Raw genomic sequence first — 20,176 nt, 5'->3', positions numbered from 1 at the left:
AGATAACGATGAACTCTTCGATCAGTTTATCTTTGGCGACCTGACGAGTCGGGTATGGGATGTCACCACGCGCATTACGCTGAGCTTTACCCCCACCATGAGCTTGCAGATGTTTTTACAGCAGTTTGTCACCGCTGGGAACTACGCGACATTCAGCGAATTGGCACGACCCGCAACATACCAATTCAATCCATTTACAGGTACACTCGACGACGATCCGGATTTTAGCCGGCGTTCGCTCAAAAGCAACATGGTGTTCCGTTGGGAATATCGGCCCGGCAGCACCTTATTTATCGTCTGGTCGCAATCGAGACAGGCATCCTTTGATATGCCAGACCCTCCGTTTGATCCCTGGCCTGGCATGTGGCACGCCTTTGGCGACGAAGGCGACAACATATTTCTGGCCAAAGTGAATTACTGGTTCGGCCTATAGTCGTTGAAAAATCCCGTTAAAATTTTAACGGGATTTTTTTATTTTTCCAAGATACGCTTCAGCGAATCAAAACCACCTTGAAAAACCCCATTGCCGACAAAATCGACAAGCTCATCTTCCTCATCTGCCGGACAGCCAAATTCTGCGGTCCACTGAATATACGTCCGATTGCCATCCGTAACAGGCGTCAAATTCAGCGTTGCCACATAATCTTCAACCGGCATAGGCGACTCGAGAATAGAATACGTACACGTAAAAGTAACATCGCTCAACGTCAGCAATTGTTCGCGAATATTCCCGCCATCATGCAAATTAAAATTGCGAATACAGCCCACGCTATCGCTGGGTTCACCACCTTCAATATGGCTATCTGCAATCGCGGGATGCCATTCGGGCAGCGCATTGAAATCGCGAATTTTTTCCCACACAGCATCTACTGAAGCGTCGAGCACTGAACTGACAAAAACACTGGCCTTGGCCATCTCGTCCTCCTTACGTGGTATAGAATTGTGATCAGGCTCAAAAATTAGTCGATAGGGATAAAAAAATGCAAGAAGAATCTGGCAGCAGGAGCACCGCTGTCTGGAGACCAGTGTGAAAAGCCTCTTTGCCAGACCATATTAACCTGCTATATTCCTGAACCTACTATTCCTCGCCTAATCAATAACAGGAGATCAGCATGGAGCTATTAAAAGAATTGTGTGAATGCTCGGGAGTACCCGGGCGTGAAGAGCGATTGCGCGAAATCGTGCGGCGAGAGTTGGAACCCATCGCAGATGAACTTCGCGTAGATGGAATGGGCAACTTGATAATCAAAAAGAACGCAAGCGCGGGCGAAAACCCCAAAAAACTGATGCTGGCCGCGCACATGGACGAAATAGGCTTTGTCGTATCCCACATCGACAAACAGGGCCTCTTGCGCCTCGTACCCCTCGGCGGGCACGATCCCCGCAACATGGTCGCACAGCGCGTCACCGTCGCCGGCATTGAAAAAGATCACATCGGCCTGTTGTATCCCGGCGTAAAACCCCCGCATATCCAGACAGAAGCCGACCGCAACAAAAAGCTGGACGTCAGTGACTTTGTCGTAGATCTCTACATGTCAGCCGACGACGTCAAAGAAGAAATCGAAATCGGCGCAATGGTCACACTGCAACGCGACTTTGTCGAAATCGGCAACGGCGTAAGTTGCAAAGCCATGGACAATCGGATCGCCGTATATGTCATGATCGAAGCCGTAAAACGGGCTGAATCCTTCGCCTTTGAAACATATCCCGTAGCCACAGTACAGGAAGAAATTGGCCTGCGAGGTGCAACCGCGAGTGCCTTCGGCGTAAATCCAGACGTAGGCGTAGCACTGGACATCACACTGGCAGCCGACATACCGGGCATCCCCGAACACGAACAGGTCACGCGCCTGGGAGAAGGCGCTGCGATAAAAATACAGGATTCCAGTTCAATTTCACATCCGGGATTAGTCACGCACATGAAAACCCTCGCAAAAGAGCGCGACATCAAATACCAGATGGAAATACTACCCCGGGGCGGCACAGACGCAGGTGGCATACAGCGAATTCGAGCCGGAGTACCCGTAATCACCTTATCCATCCCCACGCGGTACGTCCATACCTCTATCGAATTGGCCGACAAAGACGACATCGAAGCCACGATCCAACTACTGGCAGCCTTTCTCGAAGAAGGCCATCGCACGGACTGGGACATAGTGTGAGTTTCGCTACCGCCTCTGCGCCTCATGAAACAAAAACGAAAGCAACGTAAACCGACGTCCCCGGGTCACGGGCTGGACCTCGTGGAGAAAAGAACTGGAAAACGCGATCGCATCGCCTGCTGACGGGCGATAGCGATGGGGACCAAACTCGGGAAAAACGAGATACCCACCTGTATAATCATCATTGAGATTGAGCGTAAGCGCAAAGCGACGGTGGGCAGTTGAAGGACTGAGATTATCGCGGTGGGCGCGAAAAAAACCCCCACTCTCCGAATCATAACACGCGATCTTAAAACCCTCAAAACGCGTCGCTCTGTAGTGAAAAGCGCGTTGAACCTCGGGCATAACCCGGCGCCCCACCGTAGAAGTAAGCAACCGCAAAAGGCGGGCATCGGTAACCTCGTGGTCTCGCCGCTTTTTGTTCTCATAATCGATAACATCGCGCCGAACGCCAGATTTGGAACTTTCTACACCGGTTTCTATATTGCCCTGTGTCGCCCACACATTGATAAGCGCCTGGCAGATATCCGGAGTCAGAACATTGGAAATAAGGAGAACTGGAGCCTGGACATCGACATCAATCGCCAGATGAGAAGGCAGGCTCTCAAGCGCACGATAAACCTGATCAAATGCCTGCGGGTCCTCAATGCCCGACAGAACCCGCAGATTGGCATCCAGAGCAAACGCGGCAAAATCTCCCTCGATACCATAAGCCTTGCCAACCGCGTTTTCACCGTCAATAAATACAGTGACATTGGCCTTCGCGAGTTCCGATGGACCAACAACAAAAACATCTACCTCCCCCGAAACCTCCAAGCCTTCTAAAACCTGTTCTCCCCCGGTAAAAATCAAAAGCGTCGGACGACCGCCTGCGCGGGAATAAAAGCGCGTTTGAGAACCGTCCATTATCGGAAGAACAAAGTCGGGAGCGCGTTCGCCCCGGTTCAGGATACCCATAGTGAACCTCTTAGCGTTTAACATGAAACACCATTTACCCTGCTTCTGCCTATCTCTTCTCTTACTCGGATGCCTCGCTCCCGACCCGGGACAGAACATACCCACCCAATCCACATCCAGCGCTCAAAAGCAAGCACCTCAAACCCGTGCCCCCCTCAAAATCGACCCCGCTATACTCCAGAAACGCACCTTTAACGAAGCCCCCATGTTCTCACAACAGGTCAAACAAGGCAACCTCCCACCCATCTCTGACCGCCTACCCAAAAATCCCCTCGTCATCGTACCCATCGAAGCAATCGGCACCTACGGCGGCACACTGAGACGCGCCCTCACTGGCGACATCGTGCAAACCCCGGGACCCAACAAAACCCTCAACGAAAACCTGATGGGCTACGAACGCCCCTTTCCAAACAGCATCCAATACAACCTGGCCGAGCACTTCACCTATGAGGACAGTGGCAAAGTCGCAATTTTCAAACTCCGCAAAGGCGTCAAATGGTCCGACGGCCATCCATTCACCGTTGACGACATCCTCTTCTGGTATTACGACATGACCTTTGACGACAACGCCCGTCAAAACCCCTTTCCACCAGCCGGATGGATGGTAGATGGCAAACCCATGCGGTTCAAAAAAATCGACACACACACACTTGAAATCTCCTCGCCCAAACCCCTGGGCCGCGTACTCCACGAACTCAGCCGCGCTCTAATCGCCGCGCCAAAACACGTCCTGTCCCCCCTGCACCCCAAATACAATCCCAAAACCGATTACAACGCCTTTCGAGAAGCCACGACACGCGCGCAATTGCTCCTGCAGCCCGGCATCCCCCGCATCTCCGCCTGGATCCCCGTCGAATGGATTCGGGGTCAGCGCATCATCTATGAACGCAACCCCTACTACTGGAAAATAGACACAGCGGGCAACCAGCTTCCCTATGCCGACCGCATCGTATTCAACATCATCCAGGACCCTCAGGTCATTCTGCTAAAATTCATCAACGGCGAACTCGACCTGATCGGGCGTTATACCCGCATCGACATGTTCCCCACCCTCAAAGTAAAAGAGAAAACCGGAAAATTCAATCTCCGACTCACCGGACCCAACAGAGGACCGGCCTACCACCTCAACTGGGACGCTCCCAGGCCCGCATTGCGAGAAGCTTTTCGCAACAAAAACGTCCGCATTGCGCTCTCACATGCGATAAACCGCGAAGAAATCGACGAAATAGTCTTCCACGGCCTCCTCGACCCCTCGGGCTATTCCTTTGGGCCTATAAGCCCTTACTTTTCTCCAAAAGCCTATAAAAAATACGCCGAATACAACCCCGACAAAGCCAGACGCCTCCTCGACAGCGAAGGCTATATCGACACCGATGGCGACGGCATCCGCGAACTGCGAGACGGCTCGCGCTTTGAACTCACCATCGACTTCGTGCACCCCGGCGGCATGTTCAACGGCCAACCCGTCTCTGAACTGGTTGCAGACCACTGGCGAGCCGTAGGGATCAAAGTCAACCTCAACGGCGGTCTGCGCGACATCATCGTCCCTCGCCGCTACAACTGCGAATACGACGTTCACTACTGGGGCCTCGAAGGACCCAACGCCCCCTTAACCTATCCCATTGGCTGGGCTATCCTGGCTAAAAACGTACCCTACTGGCATCAGAAAGCCTGGGACGAAGGTCCCCCCTGGCTGCGCGAAGCCACCAAATACGTCCGCCTGGCCATGACCACCGTCGATACCGCAAAACTCCGCACATACATGACCCGCGTGCGCGACCTCCACACGGAAAACGTCCCCATCATCACCATCGGTTCCGCGTACCACGTCTGGGGAGCCAGCAGTCGCCTGGGCAATGTCCCATATCAAAACGTGGCCGACAACGCCTTTCTGGGCTGGAGTCGGCCAGTATTTCACGAGCAGATATTTGTGAAAAGCGGTCAGTGATTACAAAAAAGACCTCAGAAAATTCGCAGACCGGGTCGCGGCCTCATCGGGCGGCAGATCTCCGCCAAAGGCGTGATGTAGCGTCACGTACCCGCGGTAATTGATACTGTGTAGCCCATCAAAAACTTCTCGAAAATCTATTCCACCAGATTCATCCAGTGGTCGCAAAGTGGAATAAACCGTGCCCCGCACCCAGGTGGTCATCGGCATATCGCCATTGGGGTCTGGAACGTGATTTTGCAAATAGACGTTAAAGAGATAGGGCGCAAAGCGTTTGAGGGTCTCGGGACCGTAGTCTTCACCGCACAGAGCCAAATTTGCAGGCTCGTAAATAATCCCAAAATTCGGTCGGCCAATACTCTGAAGCGTCTCAATCGATCCCGTCACCGTCTCAAAAAGACTCTGGGTATGCGATTGATGTGCCAGACGTATCTCCCGCTCGGCTGCCTCATCGGCTGCGCGCTGGGCGTGCGCGATATCTGCATCGGTCTTCATACAGACGCGCAGTAAATCGCAGCCAAGCGCGTCTGCCAGATCGAGATGTGGGGTAATATTCCGCAAGCTATCCGGTCCGTCCGCACCATTTTCAGGAATGGCAAAATCGCCAGTCGCCATTGAAACCGCGAGATTGTGCCTCTTCAAAATACGTTGTACTTCAACAATGCGTTCGGGCGGACTGTGCGTACCCACACCCGAAGCGCGCATACAAAGTGCTTTATAACCCGCGCGCTGGGCAATCTCCGCGAGATCGGGCAAAGCAATAGTCAAATTGCGCTTATTGCGAAAACTTTCGGCCACGCGGACAGAGAGAGAAAGTTGCATTGCAATCTCCAAACAAGTACGAGGTGGAAATTTCAACTTGCATACGGTAAATTTTTAACTATCCTTACAGTTACACATAATTTTCACTGCGATGGAAGGCGGACATCATGATTGAAATGCGGGTTGTGGATATACGTCAAGATCAGACGGAACAGAACGTCGTGTGGCTGCAAAGCGTTGAAGGCAGTGTAATGGTACCCATTGAAATTGGTCATGTCGAATATCGGTCTATTCGTTCAGAACTCGAAGGTAAATCCATGCCGCGACCTCTTGCGTATGATTTGATGTGTGCAGTGCTGGCACATTTTGATGCCGAAGTTGAAAAAGTGCAGATAGTCGATTTGAAAGACCATATCTTCTATGCCGAACTCATCCTCTTTGCTCGAGGTGAGCAAGTGCGTTTAGACGCCCGCCCCAGTGATAGCATCGTACTCGCACTCAAATTCGGCGCACCCATCTATATGGATGCCAAAATCATTCAACAAGTGGGATTCAAAGTCCAGCCCACCGAATACGGTTATGAGCTTGAACAGCTAAATCCACCCCAGGAAATACCTGAAGAACCCGTCTTAGACATCGCGCAGGCAGCCGAGCAACCAATACAGGGTGTTGATTCGCATGGACGGGACCTGGAACCAGATGAATTGCTGGAAGTCTTGAAAGAACAAATGAATAAAGCTGTTAAAGAAGAGCGCTACGAAGACGCGGGAATAATTCGAGATGAGATTGAGAGGATAGAGGAGAGAAGCAGGTAAGAGGTAAGAGGACCGCCCTACCCTCTCTCACCTCTCACCGCCTTTAAACAGGCAGCAACACGGTGCTATGCGCTTCGACATGGCCGATATTCTCGTCGATTTCGCTGCGATTCATCATCCCAACAGTAATCGCGTCAACCGCTGGAATATCGAGAACATAGTGGATGGCATCGCGTGCGGGCAAATCGCCGCGGCCTACGACTTTCATCCCGTAAACGCCGATATCGTTGGCATCCATCTCTTCCAGAATGGGAACAACGCGTTCGGGCGGACCATCCATATTCTTCCCTGCATAGTTGATACGCGCCAAAACAACATCCACCCATGGGGTGAGAGCCGCTTGCTGGAAGGCATCAATATCGTGACAGGAAACACCGTGCGCGCGAATGATGCCTTTTTGCTTTCTATCCGCCAGGACATCCATAACGCCCCGATAGGAACTGGGCCAGTCTTCATCTGTCAGACAGTGCATAAGAACAATATCGATATAATCCGTATCTAACTCGCCCAAAATGCGATCCATATCGCACGCCGTCTCATAGGCTGTAGTAGCGCGAATCTTGGACGTAATCACAACCCGCTCGCGATCGATATGCGCCAATGCACCTGCGAGATGGGCATGACTGCCGTATTGATCGGCACTATCCCAAAACGTAACACCTCGCTCAAAGCCATAGATAAGCAAGTCAACAAGTTCGCGCGTCCCCAGATCCGTCTGGTTGGAACGCCCGCCCCAGCCATTGGTACCAGTACCAAAACTGAGTTGAGAAACCAATATACCGGTCGTGCCGAGTTCGACAGTTTTCACGGTAAACTCCTTTCCCGTCTTCAGTATTTTTTCCTGCAATTTTTAGTATATTAAAACACCGTTTCGCATCCGTCAATGGATTTTGGTCCCCTCTCCTCTGAGGGAGTAAGGAATATTACCGCCATGAGACTCGGGCTAATTGGATTGCCGCAGGTCGGTAAAAAAACGCTATTCCGCTTACTAACCGGACACACAGGTGAAATGGGACAGGCAAAAGTGCGGGATGAGCGGTTTGATCGACTCGTGGAAATGTACAAACCCGCACGCGAAGTACCTGCGGAAATCGCATTTGTGCTATTGCCCGACCTGGACACACAGGCCGAACGCAACATACCTGTTTTTCAAGACCTGGAGCGGGTAGATGTCATCTGCTTCCTCATCCGGGTATTTGAAAACGACACCGTCTTTCACATAGCGGGCAACATAGATGCCAAACGCGACATACGGGCTTTTTGGGAAGAACTATTGCTCGCCGACCTGATCTTTGTAGAAAAGCGACTGGAACGCCTGGCAAAAGACCGACACGCAAAAGACAGGCTGCGAATAGAGCAAGAAAAGGACTTAATGACGCGCATGCAGGCGCACCTGGAAGCCGGAAACCCCCTGCGTCAATTTCCACTGACCTCGGACGAAGTAAAACTGACATCCAGCTATCCCTTCTTAACCATCAAAGCAGTAATCGCAGTACTGAACACAGACGAAGACCAGATCAACGACGATAAAATTATAGATGAACTATCCGCTGATTTTGCCGACTGTGGTTTTGAATGGATCGCAATATCCGCACAAATCGAAGAAGAAATCTCCCTGCTCGACGACGAAACACGCGAAGAATTTCTCGCCGACCTCGGCATTGAACAACCCGCGCTGGATCGGCTCACCTTATTGTGTTACAAAACCCTGGGCTTGATCTCATTCTTCACAGTCGTCAACGACGAAGTACACGCCTGGACCATCCCGAGAGGTTCTCTGGCACCGCAGGCGGGCGGCGCAGTTCACGGAGACATCAAGCGGGGATTCATCCGGGCCGAAGTCATGCGCTACGAAGACTTAATCGCATTGGGAGACGAGCAAAAAGTAAAAGCAGCGGGCAAGCTCATGGTCAAAGGAAAAGACGCAGAGATCTTTGATGGCGATGTGATACACTTCTTATTCAAAGTTTGAAATTACCCCTTTATCCGTAATTTTCCTTTACATATCGGGGCTTTTTACATATCATTTCACGCTCTACAAACACCACAACAGGAGATCGCATCATGGCCGCCAAAATCTCGGAAATATTCACCGAATACGAAGAGGCAAACAAAGACCTGGAACCCACCACCACCAGGCTGGATACCGAACAAGAAATCCCGGTGGAAAAATATTGTTGTATCACGGGCGAAGCGGTAAAATCGAGCTTTTGCCGTTATCCCGACGATAAAGAAGGCACCATGATGGTCATATCAAAAGAGCAGATGCTATTGCACTCCCGCAATGGTGGCAATATTTCAGAGATATTTAAACAAGTAGTGGCACTTCGCAGAAAACGAGAACAGTAAGCGACGCCCCATCGCGGTATCCATCCCTCTATCCCTTTCGAGAATGCGCGTGAAAGACAGCGTTTTGAAATACGGCTTTGTGGGTCCAGCACTGATCTTTCTGATCGCGTTCAACATCTTTCCCCTCTTTTACAACATCTACCTCAGCTTTACCGATGCCGAACTCAGTGGCGGCATTGCGCGACTCGTGGGTGGGCGCAACTACGGCGTCATCTTTGACGACACGCGCTATGGCACTGCCCTTCGCACCACCGGGCTATTCGTGGTCCTGGCAGTCGCGACCGAACTCCTGCTCGGCTTTGCCCTTGCCCTCGCCCTTCAAAAACCCTTCCTGGGCAAACCCGCCATCACCACCATACTCCTGGTCCCCATGATGCTATCTCCCGCAGTCATGGGCCTGTACTGGAACTTTATCCTCAACGGCCACTACGGCGTCGTCAATCAAGCACTATCCGTCCTTGGCCTCTTCCAACCGCAATGGCTAACCGACCCCGATTTGAAACTCTTCTCCATCCTCATGATCGACATCTGGATGTGGACGCCATTTATGATGCTCATCGCCCTTGCCGGCCTCAACGCCATCCCCAATCACCTCTACGAAGCCGCGGCCATTGACCGGGCATCTCGATGGACTGTCTTTCGGCGCATCACCCTACCCCTGTGCTCCCCCCTGCTCTTCCTCGCAGTCCTGTTGCGCACCACAGACGCCCTCAAGCAATTTGATCTCGTCATGGCTGTCACGGGACCCAATGATCGCGCGACCCAAACATTGAGTGCCCTGCTCTATCAAGTCATGTTTCGCGGCTACAAAATCGGACTGGGCAGCTCTTATAGCATCGTCATCCTCCTCATCGTCATCGCGCTCGCAACTATTTTCATCCGATACATCGCCAGCATCCAGGCAAAACAGGGGAGGGAAAACGCGTGAAGAACTTGAGATGGCTCGTCATCATCCCGTATTTTTGTCTCGCCACACTGCCCCTGTGCTGGCTCTTTCTCACCTCCCTGAAAACGCAGGAAGCGGCGATCAGTTCCACAGCCTCTCTCATACCTTCCACCGCTGAAAACATCGCACCCGGAGATCTGACCTTTTCAGCCACATTAGACGCCTATCGCAAACTGGCAACGCCACACACGGGCAAAGCACACGCATTTTTTCACTACCTCTTCAACAGCGTCATCATCGGCCTGCTCAGCACCCTAACATCAATCGTCCTCGGAACGGGCTGCGCGTATGGATTTAGTCGATTTCGCATCGCAGGTGCCCGAGACTGGCTATTCTTCATCCTCTCGACCCGCTTCCTGCCCCCGCTCGCCGTCGTGGTCCCCGTACTGATGATGTACCGCGTCTTTGACCTGCCCAACACACACCTGGGCCTCATCCTCCTCTACACGGCATTTAACCTCTCGCTCGCGGTCTGGCTGATGAAAGGCTTCATAGACGAAATCCCCCGGGCGTATGAAGAAGCCGCACTCGTCGATGGATACAGCCCATTTCAAGCATTTTACAAAATCATCTTACCCCACTCTGCAACCGGCATGGCTGTTACCGCCGTCTTCTGCCTCATATCCGCCTGGAACGAATACGGCTTCGCGCTCGCGCTCAACAACGCCGAAGCCGTCACCGTACCCGTGTATTTTGCCGGACTTCAGGGCAACATCCAGGGCATCCCCTGGCCGCAGATTGCCGCGGGCGTCCTCATCTTTGTCGTGCCAATAGTAATCTTCACAGTACTCGTCCGCAATCATCTGTTGCGGGGCGTGACATTTGGAACAATTAAACAGTAATGATGCCATTTCTCGAACTTCAAAACCTCCAGAAAACCTACCCCGACGGCACGCGGGCAGTCAGGGGAATTGACCTGCGTGTTGACCAGGGGGAATTTATCGTCCTCCTGGGACCATCGGGATGTGGCAAAACAACCACATTGCGGATGATCGCGGGACTGGAGGACCCAACCGGCGGACGGATCACCCTCGACAACCAGAACGTCACACACCTGCCGCCATCTCAACGCGACGTGGGCTTTGTCTTCCAGTTTTACGCCCTCTACCCGCACATGACCGTCCGCAAAAACATCGCCTTTCCACTCGAGAACATCGGCACATCCCCCGCAGATACCGAAGCGGCAATAGACCGCGTTGCCCACGCCCTGAGTATCGAAACACTACTCGACCAATACCCCAGACAACTTTCAGGCGGAGATCAACAGCGCGTCTCTCTCGCCCGTGCCATGGTACGCACACCGGATATCTATCTCATGGACGAACCCCTGGGCACTCTCGACGCAGAACACCGATTAGAACTCAGAGCATTTATACGCCGCCAACAACTATCACTCTCCATAACAGCCATCTACGTCACACACGACCAGGAAGAAGCCATGAGCCTGGCGGATCGCATTGTCGTCATGGACGGCGGCAAAATCAGACAAATTGGATCCCCATCAGAAATCTACAACCATCCCGCGGATCTCTTTATCGCAAACTTTGTCGGCAGCCCGGGCATGAATCTATTAACCGGACAAATAGTGCAACGCGGAACGGATCTATCTTTTACCCATCCAGATTCAAACATTCACATCCCTATCCACGCAAACATTGCGCCCGCGCAAGTCATCTTCGGCATACGCCCGGAATTTATCCGCCCCGCCAATCGCGGCATCCCGGGCAACGTCATCCTCAGCGAATACCTCGGCAGCCACGGTTACGCACACGTCGATACCCCAATAGGCGAACTAATCATGCGCTCAACCGACCGCTTTGCCATCGGAGAAACAATCCACCTGCACCTGAATGAAGAACACATTCGTCTGTTCGATCCAGACACGGAAACAGCCCTCGCATGAATGCCCCATTTCTCAAAATCGACAACCTGTCCAAAAACTACGGCGAAACCCGGGCACTCTCGGAAATCTCACTCTCTCTTCACGCCGAAGAACTCCTCGTCGTCCTGGGCCCAACAGGCGCGGGCAAAACAACCCTCTTGCGCATCATCGCGGGCCTCGAAACAGCGGACACCGGGCGTATAACCGTCAACGGCGCAGACATAACCCATCAGCTACCCGCAGAACGCGACATCGCCCTCGTCTTTCAAAACTTCTCACTCTACCCCAACAAAACCGTGCGCCAGAACCTCGCATTTCCACTCCAGGCACCCGGGCGCAATCTCTCCAAAGAAGACATAGCAAACAGAATTTCTCACACCGCCGACCTGCTCCGCATCACCCCGCTTTTGGACCGACCCGCCACGCACTTATCCGGCGGCGAAATGCAGCGCGTCGCAATCGGACGCGCCATCGTGCGCCAACCCCGACTCTTTCTCATGGACGAACCCCTCACCAACCTGGATGCAAAATTGCGCGAAGTATTGCGCGTCGAACTCATCCGCCTCCAGCGCGACCTCGGCACGCCCATGATTTACGTCACCCACGACCGGGTCGAAGCCCTCTCAATGGGCGACCGAATCGCCGTATTGTTCGAAGGAAAAATCCTGCAAATCGGCTCCCCCGAAGAAATCTACCAGCAGCCCAATTCTCCGACCGTCGCCCGTCAACTCGGCTATCCCCCCATCAACACCATAGACGTCCACAAACAGCAAAACCAATGGTTCACAACCTCGAATCAACCCATCACGACCGCAGACCGAAACGCCCCTTCAAACGCCACCCTCGGCATCCGTGCGGAAAATATATCACCCCGTGGAGGCGAAATCCCCGCGACCATCGAAGTCGTCGAAGACCTCGGCGCATCGACCATCTTGCTCGCCGACTGGGCGGGCCAACCCATCCAGATATTGACATCCGGTGAGCAACAGTGGCGCGTCGGAGATGAGATATACCCGTCTATTGACCCGGACCGCGTTCTGGTGTGGGGAAAGGCGGATCAGGATGGGCAGGATTGAAGGATGAACAGGATAAAAGGCGGGAGGTATCCGCAGATGGACGCAGATGAACAGGGATGAAGAACCCGTAGGGCAGAGTTTGTCGTAAAAGTGAAAAAAATGAAAAAATCTAACATATAAGCAATGATTCTAATATATGGGCAATCTTTTTCAATTGCAGTCACAGACGCGATGGTATTATTATAAAAAAGCCGCTGACAAGACTCGGCAAAGTCAACTGTCAGCGGCGGCAAATATCTCAAGCTGATAACTTGAGAAGGTTAGACTAAAGTAGCGACCTGAAGTGCGATTGTCAATACAAAGTAAAAGAACATAATGTTCAATCGAAAGACGAAAAGTGAACAATGTGTTCAACTCTCAATTCGATATTCAGTCTGACTTTTACTCGATAATAACCTCTATGCAAAGTAAAAATAATACTTTATAAAAATTATCATTTTAAAATTCCACATTGGCACACATGTTGCATATATCTATTTAAGCAGTGAAAAATCTATATCGAATAGTATGGGCATCGCGCCCTGAACCTCAAATACTTAAACTGCGTTTTATCGCACTGGAGAAAATATGAACAAACAGAAAATACTGATTATAGATCACGACCCCAGCATTCTATCGACCCTTGTGGGATTTCTGAGCGATGAACCTTATGACATAAGCACAACGAGAGATGGGATAGAAGGACTTGAAATATTGAGACGTGAGAAGATTGATCTCGCCATCGCTGAAATGTATATGGCAGGTCTTGATGGGATCGCGCTTTTGGAGCGCGCTGCAGCAGAGAAAATTCAGACAAACATCCTGATCATGGAAAGTTTTGTGCCCATGGAAGTAACCGAAAAAATACTCAAGGCCGGTACTACAGGCGTATTGGATAAACCGATTGTGAAGGACAAATTTTTAGCAGAGGTCAAAACCTGTATCCTGCTGAATGAAGTGGAATATAATGTGTCGCGGACCAGTGAAGCATCCCGTTCACAGCCCAGATCCTTTCAACAGCTCTTAAACACTGGCCGAGAGAAGGTATCACCAGAGGCGTTGGAATCATTTTTGGAGGAGCGTTACAGAAACCCAGACCTGAAATTTGAAGACCTCGCACGCCATTTTCGGATTACCCCACCGCACTGTCATGTGCTATTCAAAAAATTTTTTAACAAAACCTTCCGCGAAAAATTGCGAGAAATCAGAATATCGCAGGCAGAGCATTTTCTAACAGGATCATCCCTGTTTATATATGAAATTGCACCACTATGTGGATTTCATTCGTCAAGTCGTTTCTGTCATGCCTTCAAGAGAATACATGGCATTGCCCCTACCCAGTATCGCAAAAAAGTTAGGTACGGAGAAATTCAGCCGTCTTCGGAAGATGTCTGAGTTGAATGCCCATTTGCCCAATCGAACTTCACTTTTAACAGTAGGCTGAACGAGTTATGGCACATAGCGAACAGGTTGTAAGATTCAATGGCTATCCACAAAAAGATGTGTCTTTTGAAAATACAGAGGCGCGAGAAGCCCTCTCAACTTCGGGAATTGGCTTCCGGTTTGTACGCTATTTCTTACTCACCATTTTGTGCGTTGTGGGAAGCATGGTCGCGTTTATCTGTCTTTTGGGATGGCATCTGGGCATGGAAATTACGGTTGCAGGGCAAGGTCGCTTGCAGCCCACCGCGCGTTATGAAGTGAAAGCACAACGATCTGGCTTGATCCAGACGGTTCATGTGCAACACGGGCAAGAGATTGCACAGGGGGATTTGATGCTGATTCTGGATGATACCGATTTACGTACGGAATTGGAGCAACTCGAACATGAACTGGGTATAAATCAGGGGCGGCGTGTGGCTCTGGTAGCAGAATTGCAACGCGAGCGTGCTGTTTTGAAAACAGAGATTGCACGAACTGAAGTGGAATATGAGACCGCGCAGTTGCAATTGGAACAGATTCGGCAAGAATACCAGATCTACCGCAAATACGCACCTTATCGCGAGGATGGGAGTATGCGACCGCCTGTTGATACGTTGATTCCAATTCGGGTACACCAGACGCGGGTGCAACGTGCAAAAGTAGAAATTGAGCGGGCAAAACGGCGGCTGGCTGCTCTGGACAATCGCAAGCAGGAACACGAGATGCTAAAACAGACGTATGAAAAATTACAGGTCAGCCATCGCCTTGTCAAAACCCGTATGGAACAGATGAAGATCTACGCACCCGTTGCTGGAACCGTGTTGACGCGCGATTTGGATAAACGCGAAGGAGACCGCATTGAGGCAGGTGAGGCCGTGATTGAACTGGCCGAATTGCACAGTTGGCAAGCTGAGGTGATGATCCAGGAAGTGGATATCCCAAAGGTGAAAGAGGGACATAAGGTGCGGATATATGTAAATGCTTTTCCACACATGGAATACAAGATTTTTGAGGGAAAGGTGACAGATGTGCCGAGAAAGCCCGAACCCATCACACCTATGGGCGCCGGTCTCGTGCCGGGTGGTATGAGTGCTGTTTATCCCGTGAAGATCAGTGTGATAGATCCGCATTTATCTGATGGTGAGAAAGAATGTCCTCTTGCTTATGGCATGGGTGTGGAAGCCAAAATTGTGACAGAGCGCGGTCCCATTGTTGACTTGCTGTGGAAGAAGTTTTTGAAAACTGTGGGCAAAATTGGGCGTCCTGAGATTTATCGGTTGGAAGAATCCTCTGAAACTATACAGATCAGGAACTGAACGTGCGTCAGATATTCAAAATCATCAAAATGCTCCGTCCTTACTGGCGGTTTATCTTCCAGTCCTTCCTCGTGGGCATCATGATCATGCTCTTCAAGATTCCAGGACCGTACATAACGAAGGTCTTGATCGATGACGTGTATCCTCACAAAGACTACACGCTCCTGACCTTTGTTCTGATTATAGGTGCTGTGCTTTCGACAGGGGTAGGATTTACGGGACTGTTAAGCAGATATTTTAGTAGTTACGTGGGTGTCAATATGGGACTGGATTTCAAATCGCGATTTTACTCCCATGTGCAATCGTTGGACTTCAGCTTTTTTGACAACCGTCAGACGGGCGAAATCCTGTCTCGATTCAGAGATATGGACAGATCTATTAGCAGTACGATCGGAATGGTGAATAGCCTGATTATGAACACCCTTCAGTTGCTCATTTTTCCCCCCATTTTGCTTTATATCAACTGGAAACTGGCCTTACTGAGCCTGGCGGTGCTACCTTTTGATACTACATTGATTATTGTGTCAAAAAAATACCTTAGTAGAGTGTCAAAGAAAATGGCCGAAGCATCGGCCGAGTCATCTGCCAAGTCCTACGAATCGCTTTCGGGCATCCGGACAGTGCAAGCACTGGGATTAGAAACCGTGTTTTATCACAAGCTCAGAGGCCTCATCCTCGATGTTGCAAAATTGCGAATCAGATCAACGCATTTAAGTGGGGGATTTGGGTTTTTAGGAACATTGGTGAAGATAGTGGGTACCCTGACGTATGGCTGGTATGGCTGGACAGAAGTGCTAAATGGCAATCTTTCTCTGGGAAGTTACATAGCTTTTTCCGGTTATGTGGGGTATCTCTACGGTCCAATCGGCAATCTCATTGGCCTCGTGGGGCAGGTTGAAATGGCTCTGGTTCGCATCAATCGGTTTTTTGAGATCTATGACTTGAGACCCGAAATCCAGGATCGTTCCGATATGCCCACCTTGCCACAGGTACGAGGTGAGATCGATTTTCACAATGTGAGTTTTTCGTACCTGCTTGCGCGCGGCGCGCAGGCAAGTCAAAAAGACCGGCCCGTTTTGCACCACGTTGACCTGCACATACCCGCACAGACCACCATTGCACTGGTCGGTAAAAGTGGCTCAGGTAAATCCACACTTGCAAAATTGATCCCGAGATTTTACGACCCACAAGAGGGATATGTGTCTATTGATGGGTACGATATTCGGAACTATCGCTTGAAATCCATCCGGCAAAAAGTGGGATTTGCCATGCAGGGCAGCACCTTATTTCAAGGCAGTATTTTGGACAACCTGACCTTTGGACACGACATACCCTTGCGAGATATTCAGGATGCAACACAGGCAGCGTACATCCACGACTTTATCGCGTCACTACCTGAGGGATATGAAACACTGGTAGGAGAACAAGGGGCGCAGATGTCAGAGGGCCAGAAACAGCGCATTGCACTGGCTCGCGTGCTGTTAATGGATACGCCCATTTTGATTTTGGATGAACCCACCGCCGCGCTGGATATGGAATCCGAATATCACATCCAGGAGGCATTGAAAACCGTGCGACAAGGTAGGACAACCATCATCATCGCACACAGACTTTCAACCATTCAAAGTGCAGATGAGATTGTGGTCTTGGATAAGGGACAAATTGCAGAGCGAGGAACGCACGATTGGTTAGCCATGCAAAATGGAGTTTATGCCCATTTGTATGAAAAAACAGCAAGTATATGATATGCAATGGTGTACAACAATATCATTTCTGTCATCCTGTAGTGATGTAATATGGGATGCCTAAATGGGATAAACAAGAAGCAGTTCATTGGCCTTCGGGGGCCATCACACTTATATTTTTTTAGGAGGTAAAAATGAAGATTCAAATGCTAAAAAAACCTGCTTTAGGTTATCCAGGACAGGTTTCCAAACTGGTTGTGGCCTATGTAGAAGAGATGAGCAAGCTCGCAGAATGGCTTATCGATGGCATAGATTATGTGAGTGATGTCGCGAATGATCTGTACGAAGACGCTAAAATCGTTGCACAGGTTGCCTTGGATATATATACTGGCCAAGTGTATCGAGATGCAATAGATTATCTTTTAGAAGATGTTAGTATATCTGTTAACCGGACACCAGAAGGAGGGGCTGAATTGCGAGTTGATACACCTGCTGGGCACACAGAATTGTACGTGAATCCACCGGTGACTGTCCAAGATGATAGTATAAGGGCAAATGTTAGTACTAACGTCGGTGGCGTACAGATTGGCACAAGCGCGACGATTAAAAACCCTGGCGGTTAAAAACCTTTAGCGTCATTATGGCTTAAAACTTTCACAATAGGTGTGTCCCCGAAGGTTTTTCTTTTTGGCAGTGGTGGTATTTATCTCCGCTCAAAGTCAGTGTGTTGTCCAGTTTTGGCCATATCGAAATCCCTTTAGATTCAATAATTTTTCAATATCTGAATCAATGAAACGTTTATTTATCTTTTTATTACCGGTTCTATATTCTCTCTCTTTGTTCTTGGTTACCGTTAAGTATTTGCCAGACTTAACGGTGAACAACTCAGAATTTTGGATTAGTAAGGGAGATACTTTTTTTGAGATGGAGTTTTTTGAAGAAGCCTACAAAGCGTATAAACGTGCAACTGTGTTGAAAGTTGATCATTCTTCGGCTTGGTTAAAAAAAGGTCTGACACTTACAAAATTAAAAAAATATAAAGATGCAATTCAAGAATATGATAAAGCGCTTTCGTTTGTTCCCAATCCTGATCTGGCGATATTTCATAAAGGGTACACCTACTTGCGATGGGAAAGATACCAAAATGCCCTTGAGATGTTTGAGCAGTGTAATGAACTGTATGTTGATAGGCATAGTTTGTTGCTTAACAGGGGTTTTGCGTTAATGAATCTTGGGCGATATAAGGAAGCACTTATTACATTTGATGAGGCACTCAAAAGCAATGCTAATGAGATTTTGTTATGGAAAAACAAAATAGCAACGCTTATTTTGCTGATGCGATATGAAGAAGCACAAGTGGCTTGTAAACAAGCGATTCAACTAAAACCAGATGATCCGGGAATTTGGAACAACTATGGTTTAATGCTATATCACTTAAAAAAATATAAAGAAGCTCTCAACGCATTTGATCGGTCACTTACTCTTGATCCTTATAATGATAATACTTGGTTCAATCGAGCACTTGTATATAGCGCAATGAGAGATAGACCACAAACCATTTTGGATTTAAGAAAAGCTATAGAGTTGAACCCCTTTCAAAAAGAGAAGATCAGAAATGAAAAAAATTTTAAGTTCTTGAAAAATGAAAAAGGGATTATTCCGGAATTATAGTGTTACACTTCAGATAGAAATGGACTTTTTTGAGGGACGTATAAGCTTTAAATTGATCTCAAACGAAGGATGGGTTCAAGTCAAATCAACGAGGTACTACTTTCGATAAGAGTGAGTTTTGTCAATGGAAATTTCAAACAATACAGTTACATGGCCTTCTACTTTAAGGATTGATTTTGTAAAAGGAATATTATTGACAATATTTTCTATTTTAGAAGGGTTTTTACTATGGAGAGTTTTATATCCTAAATTTCTGATTTTTGAACACTTTACGCCTCTTCAAAGTGACACTGTTTATCTATTTTTAAGTATTTTTAATTTTTGTTTAGTTCTTCTGGTTTTTTCTAAATTTGGTAACATACGATTAAGAGAATTGGTGTTCTTTCAGATTCCTACCAAAAGAATATTTCTAAAATGGATATATATCGCATTGGGAATAAGTTTATTTAACTTATTTGTGAGATTTCCTTTTGGATTAGATGCACAATTGCCTGATTTTGTAATTCGCCACCTGATCATCCTTATCATATCTGCTATATTGACACCCATCAAAGAAGAAATTGTTTTTAGAGGTATTCTTTACGGTTCCCTGAGGCCAAAATTTGGTAGAACATACGCATTTGTATTTTCTATTTTGTGCTTTGTTTTTGCCCATAGCACAATACAAGCGTTGATCTGGCAAGGTCATTGGACTCATTTTTTTTATTTTTTTATTCTTTTTACAGTTATAGCATTTCTTCTGGTATATATTTTTGAATCAACATATAGTCTTTTATTATGTATCATTTTTCATAGCATATCCAATAGTGTCTATCATATTGCGCCTTTAATCGGTTTCTTTTATGGAGGTTATATTATTAATGCGTCCTAAAGGTTTATATTTGCAATCTGTGTTTGTCCAGCTACCTAAAATCGCGATTATTGACAGTGGGATTGATATATCACACCCAAGTATCGGGATGATTGCAGGTGGCGTCAATATCTCGATTAATAAAGATGGTCATTTTACTTATTCTGAAGAAGGCACCGATTGTGCAGGGCATGGAACGGCGTGTGCCGGGATTATCAGGAAGAAGGCCCCTGATGCAGCACTGTATAGCGTGCGGATTTTTGATGCGTCTTTGATGGCGGATGGACGGGCACTCATAGCAGCGATTCAGTGGTGTATTGACAATGAGATGGATGTGGTGAATTTGAGCCTGGGCA

The 20,176-nt window shown here is 48.9% G+C and carries 20 protein-coding genes and 1 pseudogene; 17 read left to right on the top strand and 4 right to left on the bottom strand.

Features of this window, described 5'->3' with window-relative positions:
• Positions 1-19: 19 nt before the first annotated feature.
• Positions 20-433: pseudogene (locus tag OXG87_15640) on the top strand (DUF5916 domain-containing protein).
• 38 nt (positions 434-471) lie between these two features.
• On the opposite strand, the gene OXG87_15635 reads toward OXG87_15640, so the two are convergent.
• Positions 472-915, bottom strand: a complete 444-nt coding sequence (locus tag OXG87_15635) for an SRPBCC family protein (protein ID MCY3870981.1) — start codon at positions 913-915, stop codon at positions 472-474.
• Between the two features lie 197 nt (positions 916-1,112).
• On the opposite strand from OXG87_15635, the gene OXG87_15630 reads away from it, so the two are divergent.
• A complete protein-coding gene (locus OXG87_15630) occupies positions 1,113-2,162 on the top strand; it encodes a M42 family metallopeptidase (protein MCY3870980.1) in 1,050 nt (349 codons plus the stop codon).
• Between the two features lie 6 nt (positions 2,163-2,168).
• Here the strand turns inward: OXG87_15630 and OXG87_15625 are convergent, their stop codons facing one another.
• Positions 2,169-3,119, bottom strand: coding sequence for a 2OG-Fe(II) oxygenase (locus OXG87_15625; protein MCY3870979.1), 951 nt, complete (start codon positions 3,117-3,119; stop codon positions 2,169-2,171).
• A 1-nt stretch (position 3,120) separates the two neighbouring features.
• On the opposite strand from OXG87_15625, the gene OXG87_15620 reads away from it, so the two are divergent.
• Positions 3,121-5,067, top strand: coding sequence for an ABC transporter substrate-binding protein (locus OXG87_15620; GenBank protein MCY3870978.1), 1,947 nt, complete (start codon positions 3,121-3,123; stop codon positions 5,065-5,067).
• Here OXG87_15620 and OXG87_15615 read toward each other — a convergent pair whose 3' ends face one another.
• Positions 5,068-5,889 carry a sugar phosphate isomerase/epimerase gene (locus OXG87_15615; protein ID MCY3870977.1) on the bottom strand — a complete coding sequence of 274 codons (822 nt, stop codon included), beginning with the start codon at positions 5,887-5,889 and terminating at the stop codon, positions 5,068-5,070.
• 107 nt (positions 5,890-5,996) lie between these two features.
• Between OXG87_15615 and OXG87_15610 the strand changes: the two genes are divergently transcribed.
• Complete coding sequence (locus OXG87_15610) at positions 5,997-6,644, top strand: bifunctional nuclease family protein (protein MCY3870976.1); 648 nt, start codon at positions 5,997-5,999, stop codon at positions 6,642-6,644.
• A gap of 43 nt (positions 6,645-6,687) precedes the next feature.
• Here OXG87_15610 and OXG87_15605 read toward each other — a convergent pair whose 3' ends face one another.
• Complete coding sequence (locus OXG87_15605; protein ID MCY3870975.1) at positions 6,688-7,452, bottom strand: aldo/keto reductase; 765 nt, start codon at positions 7,450-7,452, stop codon at positions 6,688-6,690.
• A 123-nt stretch (positions 7,453-7,575) separates the two neighbouring features.
• On the opposite strand from OXG87_15605, the gene OXG87_15600 reads away from it, so the two are divergent.
• From OXG87_15600 to OXG87_15540, 13 genes are all read left to right on the top strand, one after another.
• A complete protein-coding gene (locus OXG87_15600; protein ID MCY3870974.1) occupies positions 7,576-8,616 on the top strand; it encodes a DUF933 domain-containing protein in 1,041 nt (346 codons plus the stop codon).
• A 92-nt stretch (positions 8,617-8,708) separates the two neighbouring features.
• Positions 8,709-8,993 carry a hypothetical protein gene (locus OXG87_15595; GenBank protein MCY3870973.1) on the top strand — a complete coding sequence of 95 codons (285 nt, stop codon included), beginning with the start codon at positions 8,709-8,711 and terminating at the stop codon, positions 8,991-8,993.
• A gap of 49 nt (positions 8,994-9,042) precedes the next feature.
• Positions 9,043-9,921, top strand: coding sequence for a sugar ABC transporter permease (locus OXG87_15590; protein ID MCY3870972.1), 879 nt, complete (start codon positions 9,043-9,045; stop codon positions 9,919-9,921).
• Positions 9,918-10,781, top strand: a complete 864-nt coding sequence (locus tag OXG87_15585) for a carbohydrate ABC transporter permease (protein ID MCY3870971.1) — start codon at positions 9,918-9,920, stop codon at positions 10,779-10,781. Before OXG87_15590 ends, OXG87_15585 begins: the two co-directional genes overlap by 4 nt.
• Complete coding sequence (locus tag OXG87_15580) at positions 10,781-11,842, top strand: ABC transporter ATP-binding protein (GenBank protein ID MCY3870970.1); 1,062 nt, start codon at positions 10,781-10,783, stop codon at positions 11,840-11,842. Before OXG87_15585 ends, OXG87_15580 begins: the two co-directional genes overlap by 1 nt.
• Positions 11,839-12,897 (top strand): ABC transporter ATP-binding protein, encoded by a 1,059-nt coding sequence (locus tag OXG87_15575; protein MCY3870969.1) that lies wholly within the window; start codon positions 11,839-11,841, stop codon positions 12,895-12,897. The genes OXG87_15580 and OXG87_15575 overlap by 4 nt, the downstream gene beginning before the upstream one ends.
• 567 nt (positions 12,898-13,464) lie before the next feature.
• Entirely contained in the window at positions 13,465-14,271 is an 807-nt protein-coding gene (locus tag OXG87_15570) for a DNA-binding response regulator (protein MCY3870968.1), read from the top strand.
• 56 nt (positions 14,272-14,327) lie between these two features.
• Positions 14,328-15,614: an HlyD family efflux transporter periplasmic adaptor subunit gene (locus OXG87_15565; protein ID MCY3870967.1), complete on the top strand. Its 1,287-nt coding sequence runs from the start codon at positions 14,328-14,330 to the stop codon at positions 15,612-15,614.
• Positions 15,615-15,616: 2 nt separating this feature from the next.
• Positions 15,617-17,359 (top strand): peptidase domain-containing ABC transporter, encoded by a 1,743-nt coding sequence (locus tag OXG87_15560; GenBank protein MCY3870966.1) that lies wholly within the window; start codon positions 15,617-15,619, stop codon positions 17,357-17,359.
• Between the two features lie 134 nt (positions 17,360-17,493).
• Entirely contained in the window at positions 17,494-17,922 is a 429-nt protein-coding gene (locus OXG87_15555; protein ID MCY3870965.1) for a hypothetical protein, read from the top strand.
• A gap of 70 nt (positions 17,923-17,992) precedes the next feature.
• Positions 17,993-18,970, top strand: a complete 978-nt coding sequence (locus OXG87_15550; GenBank protein ID MCY3870964.1) for a tetratricopeptide repeat protein — start codon at positions 17,993-17,995, stop codon at positions 18,968-18,970.
• Between the two features lie 124 nt (positions 18,971-19,094).
• On the top strand, positions 19,095-19,841 hold the full coding sequence (locus tag OXG87_15545; protein MCY3870963.1) for a CPBP family glutamic-type intramembrane protease: 747 nt from the start codon (positions 19,095-19,097) through the stop codon (positions 19,839-19,841).
• Positions 19,831-20,176, top strand: a 346-nt coding sequence (locus tag OXG87_15540; GenBank protein MCY3870962.1) for a S8 family serine peptidase, incomplete at its 3' end; no start/stop codon positions are given. The genes OXG87_15545 and OXG87_15540, both read left to right, overlap by 11 nt.

The sequence above is a fragment of the Gemmatimonadota bacterium genome, from assembly GCA_026706845.1.
Classification (GTDB): Bacteria; Latescibacterota; UBA2968; order UBA2968; family UBA2968; genus VXRD01.
This window is presented reverse-complemented; position numbering and strand designations above follow the sequence as displayed.